Consider the following 15,345-nt stretch of genomic DNA (forward strand, 5'->3'; position numbering starts at 1 on the left):
TTCTTGTGGAATCCCTGTGATCCGGACGGGGCCCGCGCGGATCACCGGTCGCCGGAGAGCCAGTCGCGGCGGGCCGGCAGCTGCAGGGTCGGTGCCTCCGGTCGCAGCAGCGGCAGCCGCAGCTCGAACCGGCAGCCGCCCGGCGGCGGCGCGTCGCCGACGGCCACCGTGCCGCGGTGCAGCGCCGCCTGCTGGGCCACCAGGGTCAGGCCCAGGCCCGACCCCGGACTGTCCGGTCGCCGGTGGAAGCGGTGGAAGACCGTGGCCCGCTCGGCCGCAGGCACGCCCGGCCCGGTGTCGTCGACGGTCAGCACCGCCGCCCCGCTTCGGCCCGCCCGCAGCCGCACCGTCACCCTGGCCGGCCCGCCGCCGGGCGGACGACCGTGCACGACGGCGTTGCCGACCAGGTTGGCGAGCGCGATCCGCAGGCCAGCCTCCCAGCCGAACACCCGGATCCCGGGCGCGCACTCGACGTCGATCACGGCCTGCGGACGGCGGCGCACCGCCTCCGCGACCGCGCTCTCCACCAGCTCGCCCAGGTCAAGGGCGGTGAAGGCGGAGACGTCGACCAGGTCGCCGCTGGCCAGCGTCCGCAGTGCGGTGAGCAGCTCCTCCAGCCGGGCGCGGTCCTGCGACAGCTCGGCGACCACCTCGGCCCGCTCGTCGGCCGCCAGGCCCGGATGGGCGCCCAGGACGTCCAGGTTGGTGCGCATCGCGGTCAGCGGGGTCCGCAGCTCGTGCGAGGCCGCGGACGAGAACGACCGCGCGGTGTCGAGGGCCTGCGCGGTGAGGACCGCCTGCTCGTCGTAGCGGGCCAGCAACAGCCCCAGCGCGGCCGCCAGTTCGTCGACCTCCAGGACCCGGCTCGGGGTGTGCGCGAGCGCCGTCGCCCCGCTGCCCGGGTCCAGCGCGGCGGCCCGGGCACTGAGCCGCCGCAGCGAGGCGGTGGCCCGGCCCGCCAGCGCGAACGCGAGCAGACCGGCCACCGGTGCGGCCATCAGCGCGACCAGCAGCACCCGCCGCCGCACGGCCGCGACCTGTGGATCCACCGCCGACGACGGCGACACCAGCCACAGCGTGCCGGGCGCCGTGCCGTCCACCCGGACCGACAGCACCCGCCACGTCCGGCCGGCATCCCGAAGCGTGACCGGCGCGTCGGCGGCAGCCGGCAGCGGGACGTACTCGGCCGGCTGCGGACCGACCACCAGCAGGACGGTTCCGTCCGCCCCGGCCAGCCGCACCCCGGAGTCCAGCGCCCCGTCGAGGACCTTGCGCTGCTGGGTCTGCTCGACCCGGGGCCGGCCCTTGCCGTCCGCCGCGAGCAGCGTGCGCACGTTCGGCAGCACCGTGGCGGCACGCTCGCGCAGCACCGCGTCCTGCTGGCGGGACAGGTCCCGGTGGACCAGTCCCAGCAGCAGCAGGCCCGCCGCCACCACCACGACCGGCACCAGCACCGTCACCAGGAGCGCGATCCGGGTGGACAGCCTCACGCCCGCCCCCCGTCGGCCGGCAGCCGCAGTACGAACCCGACCCCGCGCACGGTGTGCACCAACCGCGGCCGCCCGCCGTCCTCCAACTTGCGCCGCAGGTAGCTGACGAAGGTGTCGACGGCGTCGCTGCGCACCTCGAAGTCGTAGCCCCAGACCCGGTCCAGCAACTGGTCGCGGGTGAGGACCAGGCCGGGGTTGCGGACGAGCTGGGTGAGCAGTTCGAACTCACGCCGGGTCAGGTGCAGTTCGGTGTCCTCCCAGTGCACCTGGCGGGCCGCGGGGGAGAGCGTCAGCGGGCCCGCCCGCAGCACCTCGGACGGCGGGGCCGGCCGCCGGCGCAGCAGGGCGTGCAGCCGCAGCACCAGCTCCTCCAGCGCGAAGGGTTTCACCAGGTAGTCGTCGGCCCCGGCCTGCAGCCCGGCGACCCGGTCGGCGAGCTCGTCCAGTGCGGAGAGCATCAGCACCGGGGTCTCGTCGCCGACGGCCCGCAGCGCCCGGCAGACGCCCGTCCCGTCGAGCCCGGGCATCGAGACGTCCAGCACCAGCACGTCCGGCGCCGTCGGGCCGTCCATCAGCGCCAGCGCGCTCTCGCCGTCCGGCGCGACCTGGACGGCGAAGCCGCTCAGCCGCAGCCCGCGCTCCAGCGATCGCCGGATCGCCGCGTCGTCGTCAACCACCAGCACCCGGCCACCTGCGCCGCCCATCGCCACCTCCTCGACCCCGTGGGCCGACGACTCTCTCACGCGAGGGCGGGCGCCGGGCGGCCGGGGTGCCCCGGACCGGCGGGCCGGGGTCGGTTCCGGCGCGCTCCTGTGCGCCTGTGCCGTCCTGGGTCTCCGTCGCCGGTCCGGCTGGTCCGGCCGGTCCGGCCGGTTGCACCGGTTCGGTCGCCCGCTGCGGTGTTCGGCCCTCCTGGGCTGCCGTCCCTCCTGGGCCGGCGCGCCGAGCCCCTGTGTCGTGCCCCGGCGTCCCGGCCCTGTGGAGTCCTGCGTGTAGCGTTCAAGTCACACCATTGCAATGGTTTGCCTGGCTGTCGTTGCGTTAGATTCGGGGTTGATGCAACGATTTGACGGCCCTGAACTGCTGGTATGCTGGATTTTGACATTGCGCCAGTTGCCTGAAAGATGAAAGCAACGTAGCTTTTCCGTTGTTGGAAACATGCTGGATCGTCACGGGGGCGGATCATGGAGACAGCGCAGGATCGACCGCAAGCGGCACCCGGCGCGTTCACGGCCTTCGCCCGCTTCGTGCTCTGCGGCGGGGGAGTGGGACTTGCCTCCAGCTTCGCCGTGGCGGCCCTCGCCGCCCGGATTCCCTGGATCCTCGCCAACGCCCTGATCACCGTGCTCTCCACGCTCCTCGCCACCGAGCTGCACGCCCGCTTCACCTTCGGCGCGAGCCGGCGCGCGACCCGGCGCCAGCACGCCCAGTCGGCCGGCTCCGCAGCGGCCGCGTACGCGCTGACCTGCACGGCGATGCTTGCCCTGCACCAACTGGTGGCGACACCCGGCGCGGTGTTCGAGCAGACCGTCTACCTGACGGCCTCCGCCCTCGCCGGCGTCGCGCGGTTCGCGGTGCTGCGCCTGGTCGTCTTCGCGCGCCACCGCACGCAGGCCGTGGCCACCGTCCGCCCCGCCCGCTCCTTGCCCGCGACCGCGACCGCGGCCCGCGCCTGCGCCCCTGCCGGCTCCACGGAACTCTGCCGAGCCGCCTGACCGAATCCCCGCGGCCCCCACACCGAGCAGTCACCGGCGAACGGCACCCGGCCGAGAGAACTCCGCACCGGAAAGGGGCCGCAGGCCACCCGTGCCGCCCCCACCCCGGTGCCCTGCCGCCAGGCCCCGGGCTGCGCCTGATGCCCGCGAAGGCCCGGTCGTGCGCTGCGTCCCCGCCGCTGGCCTCCCGCCCGAATCTCGGCTGCGGTGGTGGGCGCGGCGGGGCTAGCGTGGCGGTCTGCGAAGTGAAGGAGGGGTTGCGGTGCTGGTCATGCCGGGGCGGCGGACGTCCACGATGGAACTCTTGGCTGTCGAGGCGGCGGGTCGTGGCATGGCGGTCCGGGCAGCGGAGGCGCTCGGCCCGGTGGCGGGCCCGGCGCACTGGTACGGCGGCCCGGTCGCGGGCGCGAGGCTGGCCGGCGCGCTCGGCTTCGCGCTGCTCGAACCGGCGGACGGCTGGCTGGCCGAGCTGTCGGAGGAGTTCACCGGGCGGCAGGTCCGGTTGGCGACCGTCGCGGACGCGTGGGCACTCGACCGGCCGACGTTCGTCAAGCCGCCTCGTGACAAGTCCTTCCCGGCGGACGTCTATGCCGACGGCTCCCGACTGCCCGGCGGCCTGGACCCGGCGGAGCCGGTGCTGCTCTCCGAGGTGGTGACCTTCGCAGCCGAGTACCGGCTGTTCCTGCTGGACGGACGGATCGTCACGGCGAGCCGGTACGCGGTGTTCGGCCGGCTGGACCCGCGCCGGCTCGACCCGCGCCCGCTGGACCCGCGCCTGCTCCGCACGGACGGGACGGACCGCGCGGAGCGGGCCGACGCCGCGCAGATCACGGAGTTCGTGGACCGGCTGGTCGCCGTGGCGGGGCACACGCTGCCGAGCGCCGTCGTCCTGGACGTCGGACAGCTCCTCGACCCGTACCGCCCGGGCCACCGCTGGGCCGTGGTGGAAGCGAACATGGCATGGTTCTCCCACGCCTATGCCGCCGACCCGGCGCGGGTGCTGGACGTCGTGCTGCGGGCGGCGGGGCCGCGCGAGCGGGTCCGGCCGGCGGATCGGCCCTTCGTCCGGGACTGATCCGCATCGTACGAGGAATCGGCCCGGGGGAGTACGCAGGGCCGAGGTTGCACCCGCTGCTCCCGCCCCCAGCGAGGGGACCGTCCCGCCATGCTCCCCGCCGTGCAGGTCCTCGGCGGGCGGGCGGGCGGGCGGGCGGGCGGGCGGGATCGGATCGGTTTGTCCAGCACGCCCGTGCACAGGTGCTGTTTCGCCCCGCGGAGAGGCGGGCGAAGCAGGGAAATCCAGTCGCTGCGGCTGAGGACGACAGGCCGGACTGGCATGGTGGACACCATTCGCCCTTGCCCCTGTTGCGGTCATCTGGTCTTCGACGCCGGGGAAGGCTGGCCCGGGTCGTTCGTGATCTGCCCGGTCTGCCACTGGGAGGACGACGCGACTCAGTTCCGCCGGCCGTACACCCGGGGCGGCGCCAACCGGGTCACGCTCGCGGAGGCCCAGCAGAACTTCCAGGCTTTCGGAGCCTGCGAGCAGCGAAGTCGGCCATATGTACGGCCACCGACGGAGGACGAACCTCTTGACGCCGACTGGCGCCCGATCGATCCGCTGTCGGACTTGTTCGAGACCCCGGACAACGAACCTTTCCGTCCTTGGCCCGACGACCGATCAGTTCTGTGCTGGTGGCTCCCGTCCTTCTGGGGATGTCCGGAAGAGCCCGAGCCGGACCCGGATCGACGTGTGGTCATCGACGTGAGTACCGCCCAGAACGAGCGCGAGCTCCATGGCCTTCTCAAACGCGAGCTTGGATTCCCCGCCTTCTACGGCATGAACTGGGACGCGCTCTGGGACGCGATCAGCGGACTCGTCGCGATGCCCCGCGAGTTGAGCTTCGTCGGCTGGTCCGCATTCGAAGGTCGACTTCCCTTGGCTTCCCATAGGCTGCGGCAAGCCCTCACCAGGCTCGAGAGGATGCACCCGGAATTCAAGGCCGTCTACCAGCAGTAGCCCGGAGAGCAGCCTGCGCGACGGGGGTATCGACGTCGGGTTGTTGCGTGAGCCGCCGGCGGAGCCGGGCCTGGTGGTGGAGGCACTGGTGGCGGAGCGGTTCGTGGCTGTCCTGCCGGCCGGACACCGTTGGCGGCGGGGCGCCGGGTCGCCGTCGCGGATCTCGCGGAGGAGCCGTTCGTCCTGCTGCCCCGGTCGTGCGGGCCGACCGTGCATGACCGGATCGTGGGGGTGTGCCGGGATGCGGGGTTCGAGCCGCGGGTCGTGCGGCGGGCGGTGGAGTGGCAGACCGTGAGTGCCCTGGTCGCGGCGGGTCCGGGGGTTTCGCTGGCGCCGGAGGGGGTGCGGCGGATCTGGCTGCGCGGGGGTGGCCTTTCGCCGGATCAGTCCGGATACGGCGCGTTCCACCGTGGCGATGGTCCGGCGGGCGGACGACGACAACCCGTTCGTCGTCCGGTTGCTCGCTGTCGCTCGTGGATTGCGGGAGGGCGGCGGTCGGTGGCGTTGAGGGTGTCCGGTCGTGCTTGGGCCGGTGGTCCTGCGGGTGGCGGACGGGTGGGGGTTCTTGCTGGTGGTGGGTGGTTCCGGGGTGGGGGTCGGCGGGGTGTTGGGCACGTTGGGAGAAGCGGTGTGGTTGGGGTGCTGTGATGCTCGGTCTGCCGGTTGCCGGCGGGTGGTTGGTGGTTGTTCGCCGGTCGCGCCGTCGGTTGCCGGTCGGTGTTTGTGCGGTGGTCGGTTGCCGGCCGCCGGTGTGGTGGTCGGTCGGTTGCTTCGTCGCGTGGGAGGGGTTTGTGGTGATCAAGCTGGAGACGGTGCTGGTGGAGATCGAGGGGCCGGTGGCGACGATTTCGTTGGATCGGCCGGAGAAGAAGAACGCGATGAATCCGCAGATGCATGCGGACATGAATGCGGCGTTGGACGAGATCGAGGCGGCGGGGGGTGTGAAGGTGGTGGTGGTCACCGGGAACGGTGACAGTTTCAGTGCGGGGATGGATCTGGAGGAGTGTTTCCTGCGGCCCTACGAGGACCCGCAGTTGTTCTACCGGACGAATCTGGTGGCGCTGCGGTGGTTCAAGCGTCTGAAGGCGTTTCCGGCGGTGACGGTGGCGAAGGTGAACGGGTTCGCCTTCGGTGGTGGGGTGCTGGTGACGGGGATCTGTGATCTGGCGGTGGCGTCGCAGGGTGCGCTGTTCGGGTTGTCGGAGATCAATTTCGGGATCTTCCCGGCGGGCGGGGCGTCGTGGGCGGCGGCGAACAACCTGCCGCGCAAGGAGGCGTTGTACTACATCCTGACGGGGGACACGTTCACGGGGGCGCAGGCGCGGGAGTTCGGGTTGGTGAACCGGGCGGTGCCGGCGGAGGAGTTGGACGCGGAGACGGACCGGATCGTGGCGAAGCTGGTGCGGAAGAACCCGGTGACGTTGGAGTTGGCGAAGCAGGTGTACGAGCACAACCGGGCCACCGATCTGCCGACGGCGATCGACTACGACCAGGCGAAGTTGTGGGAGTTGTCGCGTCTGACGGGCAACGAGTGGATCAACGTGGCGTTGAAGCAGTTCGAGAAGCGCAGTTACCAGCCGGGTCTGAGCACCTACCGGCGTGGGGACGCGGCGTCATGATCTTCACGGGGCCGCACGCGCCGACGCCGGTTCCCGAGGTGGCGTTCACCTCGTTCGTGCTGGGTGGGGCGGGGCGCCACCCGGACCGGGTGGCGGTGGTCGACGTCACCGGGCAGGACTCCCTCACCTACGGGGAGCTGGTGGCGGCGGTGGGCCGGGTGGCGGGGGCGCTGGCGGCGCGGGGGCTGGGCCGCGGGGACGTGGTGGCGGTGCTGGCACCGAACGTCCCGCAGTACCCGGTGGTCTTCCACGCGGGCGCGGCGGTCGGCGCCACCGTGATGGTCCTCAACCCGCTGGACACCACCGCGGACCTGGTGGACCACCTCAACACCGCCCGGGCTGCGCTGCTGGTCACCACCGAGGAACAGGCACTCCTGCGGGCGAAGGACCTGACCGCGGGCACCGGCGTGAAGGAGGTGGTGGTGTTCGGGCACGCACCCGGCACCACACCCTTCGCCGAACTCCTCGACCACACACCCTTCGCCGAAATCCTCGACCACACACCCGACCAGCCCCGGGATCAAGCAGCAGACCAGGCGCCGGCCGGCGGTCCCGACGGTCCCCGTCCCGGCGGTGGCGGTGGTGCGGTGGTGGGGGTGGACGCGGGCCTTGACGTGGTGGCGCTGCTGCACTCCTCCGGCAGCACCGGCCGCCCCAAGGGCGTGATGCTGACCCACCGCAACATGAACGCCAACGTGCTGCAGACGTGCACGGCCGCGCCGCTGGAGGACGCGGAGCGGGTGCTGGCGGTGGCGCCGTTCCACCACGCCTTCGGGCTGATCATGGTGATGAACGCCAGCCTGCGCCAGGGCGCCACCGTCGTCACCCTGCCCCGCTTCGACCCCCAGGCCTACCTGCAGGCGATCCAGGACCACCGCATCACCCGCCTCTACGTGGTCCCGACCATCGCCGTCCTGCTCGCCCGCAGCCCCCTGGTGGACCGGTACGACCTGTCGTCCGTGCGCACCGTCGTCTCCGGCGGCGCGGCCCTGGACCCGCAGATCGCCCGCCTTTGCGAGGAACGGCTGGACTGCCGGGTCCGCCAGGGCTACGGCCTCACCGAAGGACTGGTGTCCTTCATGCAGGTGGACGGCTCACCGGCCGCGTCGGTGGGCCGGGCCGCACCCAACATCGAGTTCAAGATCGTGGACATCACCACCGGCCGGGCCCTGGGCCCCGGCGAGGACGGCGAGGTCCTCGTCCGCGGACCGCACGTGATGCGCGGCTACCTCCACGCACCCCAGGCAACCCGGGAGGCCCTGCGACGGACGGCTTCCTGCGTACCGGCGACCTGGGACACGTCGACACCGACGGCGAACTCTTCCTCGTCGACCGGATCAAGGAACTCATCAAGTACAAGGGACAACAGGTCTCCCCCGTCGAACTCGAAGCCGTCCTGATGACCCACCCCAAGATCGCGGACGCCGCCGTCGTCGGCGTCCCCGACGAAGAAGCCAGCGAACTCCCCAAAGCCTTCCTCGTCGCCCGCGAACCCGTCACCGAACAGGAAATCATCACCTACGTCGCCGAACGCGTCGCCCCCTACAAAAAGATCAGGCGCGTCGAATTCATCGACCAGATCCCCCGCACCCCCGTCGGCAAAACCCAACGCCGCACCCTCAAGGAACGCGAACGCACCACCCCGTGACACGGCCGCACGCAGGGTTGGGCGGCCCTCTCATCCGCCAGGTCGTTGATCTGTCGATCCGTCAGTATCTTTTCATGGAAAGATAGTTACCGGCCGGCGCCGGTCCGGGATCGATGGTCGAGGGATTCGGTGGCCGTGGGCTGCCGGCTGCCGGCTGCCGGCCGCTGATCGGTGATCGGCGACGGGTCTGGTTGTGTCGGGCCGGGGAGCGTGTCCCTGGGTCCCTGAGTGTCGTTGGCCTGGAGCGGCTTGCTGCCGTGATTCGAAGGGCTGTTCCGGGGCGGGCCCCGTCCCGGTTCGGGTGGTCGGTTATGTCATGGGAGGACATCATGAGTCATCTGTCGGGCAGGACCACGATCGTGGTCGGGGCGAGTCGAGGGCTGGGGCACGGCATCGCGACGGCGTTCGCGGAGGCGGGTGCCCCGGTGGTGGCGGTCTCCCGCACGCCGGGGGAGTTCCCCGAACCCGCGAACGGGGAGGGCAGCATCCACGCCGTTCTCGCCGATGCGGGTGACGCGACGGTGGCGGGTCGGTTGCTGGACCTGCACGAGCCACTGAACCTGATCGTGGTGGCTGGTGCGAATCCGCACATGCGACCGTTGCAGCAACATACTTGGGAGACGTTCTCCGCGAACTGGGAGAGCGACGTGCGGATCACCTTCCACTGGCTTCGGGAGGTGCTGCTGAAGCCGTTGCGTCCCGGCGCCAGGGTGGTGGTCGTGAGCAGCGGTGCGGCTCTGGCCGGGTCGCCGCTCAGTGGTGGTTACGCGGGTGCGAAGGCGACCCAGCGGTTCATCACCGGCTATGCGCAGGACGAGGCACAGCGGGCCGGGTTGGACATCTCCTTCACCACGGTGCTGCCCCGGATGACGCCGCTGACTGAACTGGGCCGCTCGGCGGCGCGGGCCTACGCGGTGCGCAACGGGCAGTCGCAGGAGGAGTATCTGCAGCAGATGGGTCCGTTGTTGACGCCGGAGATCGCCGGGAGTTCCCTGGTGGAGCTGGTGGGTTCGCAGGCCGAGGCCGTTGCTCCGGGCTACCTGCTGACCGGGGCGGGACTGAAGAAGCTCGGCTGAGCGTCCGCCCGTGGGCACGCTTCGGTGGCGCCGGCCCGTCCCGGGTCGTCCGGGGCGGGCCCGCGCTCGTGCAGCGGCCTGGCCGACGCCGCCTTCGAACGCCGCTCGGCGATCGTCACGAACAACTCTGAACGCCGACAGTCGGTTCGTGCCGGTGCCCTGTCAGCCGTCGACCGGGACACCGACGTTGTCGTCGCCGAACGGCACGCCGACCTGCCACCTTGTGCCGCTGAACGGCGGCTCGGTGTTCGGCGCCAGGCCGACGCTGCCGTTGCCGGTACGGCCGTCCAGGAACCGGTTGCCCTCGATGGCGCCGAGGCACTTGAACGTGGTCGAGCCGTCGCCCAGCCTGGTGGCGAGCCATCTGGTGCCGCTGAACGGCGGATTCGTGTTGGGCGCGAGGCCGACAGTGCCGTCTGCCGTCCGGCCGTCCAGGAACCGGTTGCCGGGAATGTCGCCCTCGCAGAACAGCGTGACAACACCCTCGGGGCCACCGTTCATCTTCCAGCGCGTCCCGCTGAACGGTTCACCGGAGTGCGGCGCGAGACCGACCGTGCCGTTGCCGGTCCGCCCGTCCAACAGGCGTGGACCTGCGACATCTCCGAGACAGGTGATCAAGACTTCCATGGCCAACTCCTCCCTTCGCAACCACTTGGTGGTCCTCAGCGCCAAGGGGGCATGTTCGGAGGGGGCGGATCGCCCCTGATTCCAATGTGCGTCCGCTGGTCGGGATAAGTCAACTACGTGTACCCACAGTAGTTTCGGTTACTCCCAGGCACTCCCTTGATGCTCCTCCGTCGAGCAGGTGAGGCCCTCGGGCTGCCGGACGGCGACGTGATGTTCGGATCACCCCGGCTTGCTCCTCCGTGGCGTCGCGCGGCGCGGCGCGGTGTGCGACGCGGCACCCCTGGCGCCGCTTCCCGGCCCGGGCTTGACCTGGAGCGCACTCCAGCTGCGACGGTAGACGCATGGCGGACACACTCTCCCCCGCTGAGGTCGTGGAACGGTCCGGCTTCAGCATCGACACCCTGCGCTACTACGAGCGCATCGGCCTGCTCGACCGGATCGACCGAACCGTGGGCGGCAGGCGGCAGTTCAACGAGAGCCACCTCGACTGGCTGGGTGTGCTGCGCTGCCTGCGGGACACCGGCATGCCCATCGCCGAGATGCAGCGCTACGCCGACTCCGCCCGCGGGGGCGACGCCACGCTCGCGGAGCGGCTGGAGCTGCTCACCGAGCACGCCGCCCGCGTGGAGCGGACCATCGCCGAACTTCGGCGCCAGCAGCAGCACTTGGCAGAGAAGATCGCCTGGTACCAGGCGCAGATCCACATCCGACCGGGAGAATGACCATGAACCGCACTCTGGGCAGCACCGGCATCGAGGTCAGCGCGATAGGCGTGGGCTGCTGGGCCATCGGCGGCCCGCTGCACGCCGGCGCGGAGCAGTTCGGCTGGGGCGCGGTGGACGACGACGAGTCGACCGCAGCCCTCCACCGAGCCTTCGACCTGGGCGCGACCTTCTTCGACACCGCCTCCAACTACGGGGCGGGACACAGCGAGAAGGTCCTCGGCCGGGCCTTCGCCGGCCGTCGCGACCAGGTGGTGATCGCCACCAAGTGGGGCAACACCTTCGACGAGACCACCGGCGAGGCCACCGGCCAGGACGCCACCCCGGCCTACCTGCGCACCGCTGTCGAGGGCAGCCTGCGCCGCCTCGGCACCGACTACCTCGACCTCTACCAGTTCCACATCTCCGACGCCCCGTTGGCCACCGCCCTCGACCTGGTCGACACCCTCGAGGAGTTGGTGGAAGCGGGCAAGATCCGCGCCTACGCCTGGTCCACCGACGACGCCGCCAACGCCGCCGGTTTCGCCGAGGCGGCCCCTGGCTGCGCGGCGATCCAGCACGACTGCTCGGTGCTCAACCCGGCGCCGGAGATGGTGGCGGTGGTGGAGGCGTCGGGCCTGGCCTCCGTCGCGCGCGGCCCGCTGGCTATGGGCCTGCTCTCCGGCAAGTACCACGGCGGCCGCCGGGTGGCCTCCGACGACGTCCGCGCCCAGGGCCACCGGTGGATCCCCTACTTCGGCCAGGACGGCGCGGGCGATCCGGAGTGGCTGTCCCGCATCGACGCCGTCCGCGAGGTGCTGACCGGCAACGGCCGCACCCTCGCGCAGGGCGCTCTGGCCTGGCTGCTGGCCCGCACCGACGCCGTCATCCCCATCCCCGGCTGCCGCACCGTCGCCCAGGTCGAGGACAACCTCGGTACTCTCGCCCACGGCCCGCTGCCCGCAGTCGAGTTCGCCGAGGTCGAGGCCCTGCTGCGCTAGCGGGCCGATGAGGATCCGGGTTCCGGCCCTGCCGTTCGGGTGGGGCCGGACTCGGCTGGGGGAGCACGGTGTCGAGTGCGGACGCGCGCTGCGGCCCCGGTGACTCCTTGGGTTCTGGGGATCAAGACTCCTCCCAGGCCGGCCGGTGACCTGCGGGATGCCGTAGAGCTTCCCGTCGTAGGTGGCCTGCTCGATCGACGAGGGCTGGAACTTCGCGCTGTCGGCCGCGGCGGCCGTACCGTCCAGTGGCACGAGATCACCGGACTTGGCGAGGTCCGCCGTCCAGCCGACGTACGCCCGCAGCAAGTCCGGAGCGTCCGCCGTGCCTGCCGCCGCCTTGAAGTCCTCCCGGGCCCCGTCGAAGGGGACGCTGTTGTACGCGACCTTGATGCCGGGGTTCGCCATCTCGAAGTCCGCGACCAGGGACCGGTAGGCCGGTGCCTCCTTCGCGCCGTCCGAGGTGTCCCACCAGCTGATGGTGATCGGTCCCGGACCGGTGGGTGCGGTAGGTGCGATGGTGTGCCCGCCGGAGCTGCACGCGCTCAGTGCGGTGATGACCGCTGCGGTCAGGGCGAGGGCCGTGGGGGCACGACGCATGGGGGGAGAGTCCTCGCTCGGGTGGGGGAGGAAGGTGGCACGCAGGCGTTCAGTGATCAGCGGTGGAGTGCGGCGGAGGCCAGGAGCGGGTTGATGCGGGCCCCGCGGCGGTGCAGGAGGGCGTGGTCGGTTCCCGAGCAGGTCACGGCGGCGACGATCGCCTCCTGGAGGACGCGGGCCCGGACGACGAAGCTCTGGGTGCCGGTCCGACCGTCGCGCCCGGCGGTCGGCATGGTGACCAGCCACAGCGGGGGAGCGGCGGCGGGACTGCTCCACGGCGAGGCCGCGGTGGAGGGGGTGGAGTACCGCCGACGAGCGGGGAGGGGGCCGGCCGCGGGGGTGGCCGCAGCTGCGGGGACAAGGCCGAGGGCCATGGCAACTCCTGGGTGGGTGATCACGGACGGCCCCGGTGGGCGGGGCGGGTGCGTTCGGCGGCCGGGTGGATGCCTGCCTGAGCGCACACGGGCGCGGGGCGCCGGCGGGGCGGGGGAGCCTGCCGATGTGGGTGGTCGGCGGCTCCGGCCGGGGGCTCGTAGGTAGACCCTCGCTCGCGGGGCCGGGGCCGTCAAGGCGTCTTGCGAATTTGCTGAAACTTTCTGCAAGAAAATCCAGAGCGTCGGTCGCCTGTCCCGGTCGGCACCACGGACCAGGCTCGGGTCGCCCCTTCCTGCGGGCTCGACCGAGCCCGCCGGACTCGACCAGCACCTCTTCGGTGCCTCGCCTTCGGCGGCCGCGCGGCTGCCCAGGCCCTGCTCGACGCGGGCCACCGGGACGGGATCCACGTCATCGGCGGACATCACTTCACCACACAGAACCCCAAGGGCGTGGTGGCCGGCAATCAGCGGATGGAAGGAATCGAGGACGTCCTCGGGCGCACGGAGTTGCCCTCGCCGGCATCGCCGAGCGCGGGCCCTGGGTGCCGGAGGCGGGGTGCCGCGAGGTCTGCCGGGGGTGTCTCGCCGGTGTCGTCGCTCGCTGGGGCCGTGGGCCGGCCCGGGCCTGCAGGGCGGGCGCTCCGCCCTTCGGGGCCGGGGTCGGCCCCTGCCGGCGGCCGCGCGGCGTCCGACAGTCGCGCGTTACGCCAGGTCGGGCAGGATTCCGCACGGTCGAGAAGGCCGCCCCGCAGGGCGTCGGGCCTCGCTCTTCCCGACGGGCAGACTCACGGCAGGAGACCGGCGGGGGCGTACGAGCGGAGGTGGTCAGGGGTCTGCGCAGGTTCGGGCTGCTTCGCGCGGTCGAGATGGAACGCCGGGCCCGGGAGGAACCTGACGCCCACCGGGCCGACCGGTGGAGCTGCGGACAAGGGGCCGGCGCGGACAGACCGGCGTGCCACGCATTGCGTGAACACCCATCCACCGGTCAGACTGCCGCGTGCCTCGCCCCGCCTCCCCGTCCTCGACCCGCCAGCTCCGCGGCGCCGCACAGCAGTGGCCCCGGCAGCACAAGGGGCCGTGCCCGCCCCGGCCGACCGCTGATCAGGCGGCCGATCCAAGTCGGTGGCCGGCGACAGCCGGTGGCCGCCCGCGTCTCTCGTCACCCACCTCTTGTGCGGGGCACCACGGGACCCTGCCTCCCCGGCTGTCGCCGGCCTCTCCGAATCAGGACGTCAGTCCGGCCGACGCCACATACAGGCCCCGGCCGCTGCGCTGCGCCCGGTCGGCCTTGGCGAGGCGCTCCAGCATGGTGCGGACCGCGTTCACGTTGCTGGTGTCCTGGTCGTCCAGACCGAGCAGGCCCGTCACCTCCCGGGCCCGCAGCGGGCCGGTGGCCCGGGCGAGGATCTCCACGACGCTCTCGGCCTGGGCCAGCCGCCTACGGCCCGAGGACGCAGAAGGGGCGGGAGCCGTCTCGGCGGCCGCGGCCTTCCCGGTCGAGGACACCGCCTTCTTCGCCGTCGCCTTCTTCGCCCCGGCGCCTTCCTTGGCCGCCGCCTTCTTCGAGGTCGTCCTCTTGACGGTCGCCTTCGGGGCAGAGCCCGCGCTCGACGCGCCGACGCCGGCTTCTGCGGGTGCTTCGGCGACCACGGCGGAGGAGACCACGGCCGAAGCCGCCTCGGCCACCGGTCCGGCCGGAGCGCCCTTCCCGGACGCGGTCCCCTTCCCAGGGGTGCCCTTCGTGCTCGTAGCCTTCCTGACGATGGCCTTCTTCGCCGGGACCTTCTTCACCGTGGCGGCGCGGCCGGCCGCGCTACTCGTGGTGCGCTTCCGGCCGGGCTGCGCCACGGCCGGCTCGGGCGACGACGCAGGCTGCTCGTCGACCGGCCCGTCCGCCACGCTTTCCGCGGACACCTTCGCCACCGCCGGCGCGGGCGGCGCGGGCGTCACCGCCGAGGCCACCGGTGTTGCGTCCTGCGTGGCCGGCGAGGCGCCCTCCAGGGATGCTGCGGACAGCGCGGCCAAGCCCTGCAGCGCGCTGACCATTGCGTCCTCCTGCGCGACGACAGTGGCGAGTTCGCCCTCCAACTGCCGTCGTCGCTCGCGTACCCCGGGAAGTTTGGACTCCAGAAGGGCGATCGTCGATCCGACACCGCTGTCCGTACCGAACGTATCGATGTTTGCCACAAAGGCTCCTGTCGTATGGTCAGCCACGGCTCTTGACGCAAATCTACGACGCGGATCTCCGAAAACCATGGGGTTCGGCACAATTCGCCTGTTCGGGCAGCCGTGCGCTCGCGCGACGCACTCCCCGCGGGATACCTCGAACAGGAACGTGCCTCCGCATTGAACGGCATCCACCGACAACTGCGAGTTCCTCCACCGGCTTGCCGAGCCCGGACTGCACCCCGACCGGTGGACCGTCATGGTCGACGAAGTTCGCGGCAGCCGATGGGAACACTTCGATCTGGCCTTCGCCC

Annotated in this window: 14 protein-coding genes and 2 pseudogenes; 10 read left to right on the forward strand and 6 right to left on the reverse strand. The window is 71.9% G+C overall.

What is annotated here, in order from left to right:
* Positions 1–41 precede the first annotated feature (41 nt).
* On the reverse strand, positions 42–1,490 hold the full coding sequence (locus OG689_RS39140) for a HAMP domain-containing sensor histidine kinase (RefSeq protein ID WP_266326516.1): 1,449 nt from the start codon (positions 1,488–1,490) through the stop codon (positions 42–44).
* Complete coding sequence (locus OG689_RS39145) at positions 1,487–2,194, reverse strand: response regulator transcription factor (protein ID WP_266326518.1); 708 nt, start codon at positions 2,192–2,194, stop codon at positions 1,487–1,489. Before OG689_RS39145 ends, OG689_RS39140 begins: the two co-directional genes overlap by 4 nt.
* Before the next feature lie 480 nt (positions 2,195–2,674).
* On the opposite strand from OG689_RS39145, the gene OG689_RS39150 reads away from it, so the two are divergent.
* The 8 genes and pseudogenes from OG689_RS39150 to OG689_RS39185 all read left to right on the forward strand — a co-directional run bounded on the left by OG689_RS39150 (position 2,675) and on the right by OG689_RS39185 (position 9,565).
* Positions 2,675–3,205, forward strand: coding sequence for a hypothetical protein (locus OG689_RS39150; RefSeq protein WP_266326520.1), 531 nt, complete (start codon positions 2,675–2,677; stop codon positions 3,203–3,205).
* A 295-nt stretch (positions 3,206–3,500) separates the two neighbouring features.
* Positions 3,501–4,280 (forward strand): ATP-grasp domain-containing protein, encoded by a 780-nt coding sequence (locus tag OG689_RS39155; RefSeq protein ID WP_266326522.1) that lies wholly within the window; start codon positions 3,501–3,503, stop codon positions 4,278–4,280.
* A gap of 261 nt (positions 4,281–4,541) precedes the next feature.
* Positions 4,542–5,222, forward strand: a complete 681-nt coding sequence (locus OG689_RS39160; protein WP_266326524.1) for a CPCC family cysteine-rich protein — start codon at positions 4,542–4,544, stop codon at positions 5,220–5,222.
* A 43-nt stretch (positions 5,223–5,265) separates the two neighbouring features.
* A pseudogene (locus tag OG689_RS39165) lies at positions 5,266–5,870 on the forward strand (LysR family substrate-binding domain-containing protein).
* Positions 5,870–6,841 (forward strand): p-hydroxycinnamoyl CoA hydratase/lyase, encoded by a 972-nt coding sequence (locus OG689_RS39170; protein ID WP_266326526.1) that lies wholly within the window; start codon positions 5,870–5,872, stop codon positions 6,839–6,841. Before OG689_RS39165 ends, OG689_RS39170 begins: the two are co-directional and overlap by 1 nt.
* Positions 6,838–8,241, forward strand: a complete 1,404-nt coding sequence (locus OG689_RS39175) for an AMP-binding protein (RefSeq protein WP_266326528.1) — start codon at positions 6,838–6,840, stop codon at positions 8,239–8,241. Before OG689_RS39170 ends, OG689_RS39175 begins: the two co-directional genes overlap by 4 nt.
* Positions 8,241–8,489, forward strand: coding sequence for a hypothetical protein (locus OG689_RS39180; RefSeq protein ID WP_266326530.1), 249 nt, complete (start codon positions 8,241–8,243; stop codon positions 8,487–8,489). The genes OG689_RS39175 and OG689_RS39180 overlap by 1 nt, the downstream gene beginning before the upstream one ends.
* Before the next feature lie 329 nt (positions 8,490–8,818).
* The gene (locus tag OG689_RS39185) at positions 8,819–9,565 is read left to right on the forward strand and encodes an SDR family oxidoreductase (RefSeq protein WP_266326532.1); all 747 of its coding nucleotides are present in this window, start codon (positions 8,819–8,821) and stop codon (positions 9,563–9,565) included.
* Between the two features lie 162 nt (positions 9,566–9,727).
* Here OG689_RS39185 and OG689_RS39190 read toward each other — a convergent pair whose 3' ends face one another.
* Positions 9,728–10,237 (reverse strand): hypothetical protein, encoded by a 510-nt coding sequence (locus OG689_RS39190; RefSeq protein ID WP_266326534.1) that lies wholly within the window; start codon positions 10,235–10,237, stop codon positions 9,728–9,730.
* Positions 10,238–10,533: 296 nt separating this feature from the next.
* On the opposite strand from OG689_RS39190, the gene OG689_RS39195 reads away from it, so the two are divergent.
* Positions 10,534–10,914: a MerR family transcriptional regulator gene (locus tag OG689_RS39195; protein ID WP_266326536.1), complete on the forward strand. Its 381-nt coding sequence runs from the start codon at positions 10,534–10,536 to the stop codon at positions 10,912–10,914.
* Between the two features lie 2 nt (positions 10,915–10,916).
* Positions 10,917–11,894: an aldo/keto reductase gene (locus OG689_RS39200; protein WP_323189366.1), complete on the forward strand. Its 978-nt coding sequence runs from the start codon at positions 10,917–10,919 to the stop codon at positions 11,892–11,894.
* Positions 11,895–12,044: 150 nt separating this feature from the next.
* On the opposite strand, the pseudogene OG689_RS45075 reads toward OG689_RS39200, so the two are convergent.
* From OG689_RS45075 to OG689_RS39210, 3 genes and pseudogenes are all read right to left on the reverse strand, one after another.
* Positions 12,045–12,491: pseudogene (locus tag OG689_RS45075) on the reverse strand (extracellular solute-binding protein); the annotation flags it as partial.
* 56 nt (positions 12,492–12,547) lie between these two features.
* Complete coding sequence (locus OG689_RS39205) at positions 12,548–12,865, reverse strand: hypothetical protein (protein WP_266326540.1); 318 nt, start codon at positions 12,863–12,865, stop codon at positions 12,548–12,550.
* A 1,224-nt stretch (positions 12,866–14,089) separates the two neighbouring features.
* Entirely contained in the window at positions 14,090–15,052 is a 963-nt protein-coding gene (locus tag OG689_RS39210) for a hypothetical protein (protein WP_266326542.1), read from the reverse strand.
* Positions 15,053–15,345: the final 293 nt, after the last annotated feature.

It is taken from the genome of Kitasatospora sp. NBC_00240 (assembly GCF_026342405.1).
Classification (GTDB): domain Bacteria; phylum Actinomycetota; class Actinomycetes; order Streptomycetales; family Streptomycetaceae; genus Kitasatospora.

What these genes read in the sequence shown, in the direction of transcription:
- OG689_RS39145 (WP_266326518.1), bottom strand. Translation starts at nt 2,194, where the DNA reads ATGGGCGGCGCAGGTGGCCGGGTGCTGGTGGTTGACGACGACGCGGCG.
- OG689_RS39150 (WP_266326520.1), top strand. Translation starts at nt 2,675, where the DNA reads ATGGAGACAGCGCAGGATCGACCGCAAGCGGCACCCGGCGCGTTCACG.
- OG689_RS39155 (WP_266326522.1), top strand. Translation starts at nt 3,501, where the DNA reads ATGGAACTCTTGGCTGTCGAGGCGGCGGGTCGTGGCATGGCGGTCCGG.
- OG689_RS39160 (WP_266326524.1), top strand. Translation starts at nt 4,542, where the DNA reads ATGGTGGACACCATTCGCCCTTGCCCCTGTTGCGGTCATCTGGTCTTC.
- OG689_RS39170 (WP_266326526.1), top strand. Translation starts at nt 5,870, where the DNA reads ATGCTCGGTCTGCCGGTTGCCGGCGGGTGGTTGGTGGTTGTTCGCCGG.
- OG689_RS39175 (WP_266326528.1), top strand. Translation starts at nt 6,838, where the DNA reads ATGATCTTCACGGGGCCGCACGCGCCGACGCCGGTTCCCGAGGTGGCG.
- OG689_RS39180 (WP_266326530.1), top strand. Translation starts at nt 8,241, where the DNA reads ATGACCCACCCCAAGATCGCGGACGCCGCCGTCGTCGGCGTCCCCGAC.
- OG689_RS39185 (WP_266326532.1), top strand. Translation starts at nt 8,819, where the DNA reads ATGAGTCATCTGTCGGGCAGGACCACGATCGTGGTCGGGGCGAGTCGA.
- OG689_RS39195 (WP_266326536.1), top strand. Translation starts at nt 10,534, where the DNA reads ATGGCGGACACACTCTCCCCCGCTGAGGTCGTGGAACGGTCCGGCTTC.
- OG689_RS39200 (WP_323189366.1), top strand. Translation starts at nt 10,917, where the DNA reads ATGAACCGCACTCTGGGCAGCACCGGCATCGAGGTCAGCGCGATAGGC.
- OG689_RS39205 (WP_266326540.1), bottom strand. Translation starts at nt 12,865, where the DNA reads ATGGCCCTCGGCCTTGTCCCCGCAGCTGCGGCCACCCCCGCGGCCGGC.